Origin of the sequence: Dolichospermum lemmermannii CS-548, assembly GCF_028330815.1 — a bacterium.
Lineage (GTDB): Bacteria > Cyanobacteriota > Cyanobacteriia > Cyanobacteriales > Nostocaceae > Dolichospermum > Dolichospermum lemmermannii.
This window is the reverse complement of the sequence record NZ_JAQMTJ010000091.1, coordinates 1-4,741: the sequence shown is the minus strand read 5'-3', so window position 1 is coordinate 4,741 and position 4,741 is coordinate 1. Positions and strand designations below refer to the sequence as shown.

Genomic DNA, 4,741 nt, shown 5'->3' with positions numbered 1-4,741 from the left:
GTAGGGAGTCATACCTGAGTCTGGCAGATGGGACTTTCACCCATATCAGACCGAGAGTTCAGCCTTTTTCCATGATTGGATTGGGTTGGTTAGCTTATGTACGGACTGATTACCGTGATTTAGCTAACAACGAATCGCACTTCTTGCCCGTCCTTGATGATTAGCGGGCAAGACTTGTACTGAGCTTGTCCATAGCGCAGCGTGGCGTTAGCCATAGTAGGCCCGCACCACCTTTGTACATCATAAGAGCGGAAACCCCTGTATTAAGCAAAGAAATATTCACTAGAAACCAGTCACAGACATTATTTCGTATCTGTGGCTCGAATTTATTTTTCTAAATGGGCAGGAGGAGAATCGAACTCCTATGACCTCACGGCCGCCGCATTTTGAGTGCGGTGCGTCTACCAATTCCGCCACCCGCCCTTGGGTGTCACTTTTGCAAGTATAGCCTATTTTTTTTAGTTTGGCAAGAGGTAATTAGATTTAATTTAGAAATTTTTTGGTAATTGGCTCACCAAACTAGAATCAATATCTCCCAAACTGGCACAACCACTCAGAGCCATTGCCAAATTTAACTCATCTTGTAATAGGGAAATGATGTGAGATACGCCAATTTTTCCAGCTACCGCTAATCCCCATAATACAGGTCGGCCAATGAGTACGGCTTTAGCACCGTAAGCTAAGGCTTTGAGGATATCTGTACCCCGACGGATACCACCATCCAATAGGACTTCGGCTTTACCGTCTACTGCGGCGATAATATCAGGTAAAGCATCCAAAGAAGCGATCGCTCCATCTAATTGTCTACCACCGTGATTAGAAACTACAATTGCTTGCGCTCCATATTCTACAGCCCGCACAGCATCATCAGCCCGTAAAATTCCTTTCACTACCAAAGGTAGGGGACTCAGAGATTGTAACCATTCCAAATCCTTCCAAGTGACTGCGGGGTTAATTTGTTGAGCAAAATAAGTCAATAAACCAGATTCTCCTGGTGCTTGGGGAATGTCCAAACCAGAGATATTGGTTAAATTAGCGGGATGTAAGCCAGGAGGTAAAGTGAACTCATTGCGCTGATCTCGTTCTCTTTTTCCCAACATAGGAGCATCTACAGTCAGACAAATTGCTTTGTATCCTGCGGTGTATGCTCGTTGCACCAAAGCCTGAGTTAAACCCTGATCTTTATGGATGTAAAGCTGAAACCATTGCAAACCTTTGGCAACTGTGGCAACTTCTTCTAAACTCTTGGTAGCAAGGGTACTCAACACCATGCCCACACCTGCGATTTCTGCTGCTAAAGCTGTAGCAATTTCTCCTTCTGGATCAGCCAGACATTGAAAAGCCATGGGTGCGATTAATAGGGGTAATTGTAAAGATTCCCCTAAAACCTGGGTAGTGAGGTTAATGTTACTAACATCAACTAACATTTTCGGACGAAGTTTCACTTTTGTAAAAGCAGCGAGATTATCCCGCAAGGTCACTTCATCCCATGCACCACTGCTGTAATAATCAAAAGCCATCTGGGAAAGATGCTCTTTTGCTAGTTGTTCGTATCCAAATAAATTAATCGCTGATAAAGAATTCATATCTTGATTGACTCTAGCAAAATCTACCAATTCCTCCATCCACCTTGAGATATAGTTTCACTTTTGTAATTAATGCCGTGATTTCGCACTAATTTTTGGTACTCTTGACTACCTGCCCAACGGTCAATTTCCCTCGCTCGTAATACGGGGACAGGATGGCTTAATTGGGCTGTACGGGCGGATTTGACCATTTCTCCCAATTCCGTTTTACTAATGTCATCATAGGCACGAGCTTGGTCAACAAAGGCATCTAAATTGAGTTGGGGGGCTAAACTGGGAGAACCGCCGGCTAACTTCATTAATACTGACATGACAACTTTCGGATTTTGGGTAGCTAACAAAGCGGCGCGATCGCAGGTAAACTCAGCACAGCGGACCCATTCTAATAATTGTGACTGGATAGCTTGAGCCAAAACAGCACCGACATTTGGGACAATGGCAGCAGCTAAAATCAATAAATTCACAGGTGTTAAATACACACTATGATCACATTTAAGATGACCTAATTCATGGGCAATTACAGCCTGTATCTCTTCATGGGTGAGGATTTCAATCAAGGATGTATGAATAACCACAAAAGGCTGTTTACCTCGCATGGCAAAGGTGTAAGCGTTAGGGGCTGGGTGTTGACGCACATATAACTGAGGTGGATCAATATCCAGAATTTGACAAGCTTCTAATAATAATTTGTGTAAATCAGGAAGTTGTTTTTCTCCTACTAAAATACTAGAAGCGATATTTTCCACATAAAAAACCTGTTCGGCCATGGGACCGAGCAAATTTCGCACCATCATATCTAAACCGGGAATTTGTTTGAGAGTTTTGGTGGCTTCCAAGTCCAGGGGATGACGGAATGAGTCTGCTTTTAAGCCTGTAAGCGAGGTTTTGAGTAAGGACATAGTATTAAAAGATTTGGCATGGGATAATGGCGGTATGAGTTATCTTTCGCGCAAAGACACAAAGGAGCAAAGGCGCAAAGTTTAGAAGATACAAGGTTGAGTTTTCCCAACCTTGATAAATATTGATTTCTATGGTTTTAACTTACCTGCGCTTCAGGAATACCGACGGGACAAGCTACGTTAGTACCACCTAAACCACAATAACCACCGGGGTTTTTGGCTAAATATTGCTGATGGTATTCTTCAGCATAGTAAAATTCTGGTGCATCTAAAATTTCTGTGGTAATTTTGCCATAACCGGCGCTGGTAAGGGCTGATTGATAAGCGTTCTGTGATGTTACGGCTAATTCTTTTTGCTCTTGTGAATAAACGTAAATTCCTGAACGGTATTGAGTACCAGCATCATTACCTTGACGCATTCCTTGGGTGGGGTTGTGGCTTTCCCAGAACACTTTCAATAGTTGGGAATAAGTAATGATTTTGGGGTCAAACACTACTAATACTACTTCATTATGACCTGTCATGCCACTACATACTTCTTGATAGGTGGGGTTGGGTGTGTAACCAGCCGCATATCCTACCGCAGTGGTGTAAACTCCTTCTTGTTGCCAAAATTTGCGTTCTGCTCCCCAAAAACAGCCTAAACCAAACATGGCGGTTTCTAAGCCTTGGGGAAAAGGTGCTTGAAGACGATTTTTATTAACATAATGTTGTACTGATACTCGCATTACTTCTGCGCGTCCTGGTAAGGCTTGCTCAGGTGTAGGTATGGCTGACTTTTTGCCAAATCCGAATATTCCCATGATTTTTAATTTGTATTATGTTTGATTGCTATTCTTTTTTATTGTAAAGATTTTTGTAGCTAGTACACAACGGCGTAAGTCAATCAACCATTAAAAATTTGACAAAAGCTTGTGTAATCTGCTTTTTTAATTTTTAATTTTTAATTTTTAATTCCGCACTGCGGTGCTAGTCGGAGATTTATCAACCTCAAATTCCACACCAAATACTTCTGCAAAACATTGATTGACAAAAGGACGGACTTGGTTACAGGTAATGTCAGGAATCCATCTGGCTAAACTGCTGACTGGTTTATCAATAATGCCACAGGGGATAATTTGTTTAAATCCTGTCATGTCTGGACAAACATTTAAGGAAAAACCGTGCATAGTAATCCATTTACTCACTTTTATGCCGATGGCGGCAATCTTGTATCCTTCTAGCCAAACTCCGGTAAAACCAGGAATCCGTTCTCCCTTCAAGTCATAATTTGCTAAAACGCGAATTAATACTTCCTCAAGTTGGCGCAAGTACCAATGCAAGTCTTGACGATAACGGCGTAAGTTTAAAATGGGATAACCTACCAATTGTCCAGGACAATGATAGGTAACTTCGCCGCCTCTTTCAATGCGATGCACATCATAATCACTTTTGTCAAGATTAAATTTAATAAATTCTGGATTTGCTGCTGTCCCCAAGGTGTAGACGGGGGGATGTTCTAGTAGAATTAAGACATCATCTAGTTCTGGATTGTGAATGCGTTCTGCAACGAGCGATCGCTGCCACTGATGAGCAGTTTCATAAGGCATTACGCCAACATTATATAGTAAACAACGGTACGGGTTCAATTGAGTGCTAGGAATCATCAGTGAATAGGTGATAAGCAAGAAAGAGGCAAGAGGTAAGACACCCGATAAGTAAGTGGGTGTTAAAAAATGTAAAAATATAATATAAACCTAACCCCCCAACCCCCTTCCCTACCAGGGAAGGGGGAGTCAAAGCCTCTCCCTTGGTAGGGGACAGGTTTGGAGAGAGGTTTTATATTTAATTGTGCCAAGCTACTTACCTCTTATTTTCCAAAAATATAACGAACAAATGTCAAGCTATGCAAAGGATCTTAAAGGAACGTCAAGGAAATATATTTTATAAACCACAAGGTGCTAGTTTGAATATATAACCTGAATGGGCGTTGGGAGAAGAGCAATAAGCTAAGACAATACCAGCTAATTTACTGACTGATGGCAACTTAAAAATTTATTTGTATCAATCAGGATCAAATTTCCCAAAATGGTTGTATTCTCTATACAATAGTGAACAAGACTGGGGGACAAGAAAAGGGTTCCTTTTAGGAACTACGGTCAGAAACGGTAAGTTCTACCGAGATTGCCTGTGGAGCGGAAAAACCTCTTAGAAGCCATTCTAAGACCGTGATGAAGCAGGAAGTAAACACTAAGGTTATCGCTGTCCAGATGTGTC

At 41.7% G+C, this 4,741-nt stretch carries 4 protein-coding genes and 1 tRNA gene; all 5 read right to left on the bottom strand.

What is annotated here, in order from left to right:
* Positions 1-339: 339 nt before the first annotated feature.
* Positions 340-423: transfer RNA gene (locus PN450_RS05895), tRNA-Leu, on the bottom strand.
* A 65-nt stretch (positions 424-488) separates the two neighbouring features.
* The gene (locus PN450_RS05890) at positions 489-1,586 is read right to left on the bottom strand and encodes an alpha-hydroxy acid oxidase (protein ID WP_213800329.1); all 1,098 of its coding nucleotides are present in this window, start codon (positions 1,584-1,586) and stop codon (positions 489-491) included.
* A 23-nt stretch (positions 1,587-1,609) separates the two neighbouring features.
* Complete coding sequence (locus tag PN450_RS05885) at positions 1,610-2,485, bottom strand: M48 family metallopeptidase (protein ID WP_271835704.1); 876 nt, start codon at positions 2,483-2,485, stop codon at positions 1,610-1,612.
* Positions 2,486-2,622: 137 nt separating this feature from the next.
* Positions 2,623-3,288, bottom strand: a complete 666-nt coding sequence (gene msrA, locus PN450_RS05880) for a peptide-methionine (S)-S-oxide reductase MsrA (RefSeq protein ID WP_271835703.1) — start codon at positions 3,286-3,288, stop codon at positions 2,623-2,625.
* A 147-nt stretch (positions 3,289-3,435) separates the two neighbouring features.
* Positions 3,436-4,131 carry a lipoyl(octanoyl) transferase LipB gene (gene lipB / locus PN450_RS05875; protein WP_271822715.1) on the bottom strand — a complete coding sequence of 232 codons (696 nt, stop codon included), beginning with the start codon at positions 4,129-4,131 and terminating at the stop codon, positions 3,436-3,438.
* Between the last annotated feature and the right edge of the window lie 610 nt (positions 4,132-4,741).

Coding starts and splice junctions, on each gene's coding strand:
- lipB (WP_271822715.1), bottom strand. CDS start 4,131: ATGATTCCTAGCACTCAATTGAACCCGTACCGTTGTTTACTATATAAT.
- msrA (WP_271835703.1), bottom strand. CDS start 3,288: ATGGGAATATTCGGATTTGGCAAAAAGTCAGCCATACCTACACCTGAG.
- PN450_RS05890 (WP_213800329.1), bottom strand. CDS start 1,586: ATGAATTCTTTATCAGCGATTAATTTATTTGGATACGAACAACTAGCA.
- PN450_RS05885 (WP_271835704.1), bottom strand. CDS start 2,485: ATGTCCTTACTCAAAACCTCGCTTACAGGCTTAAAAGCAGACTCATTC.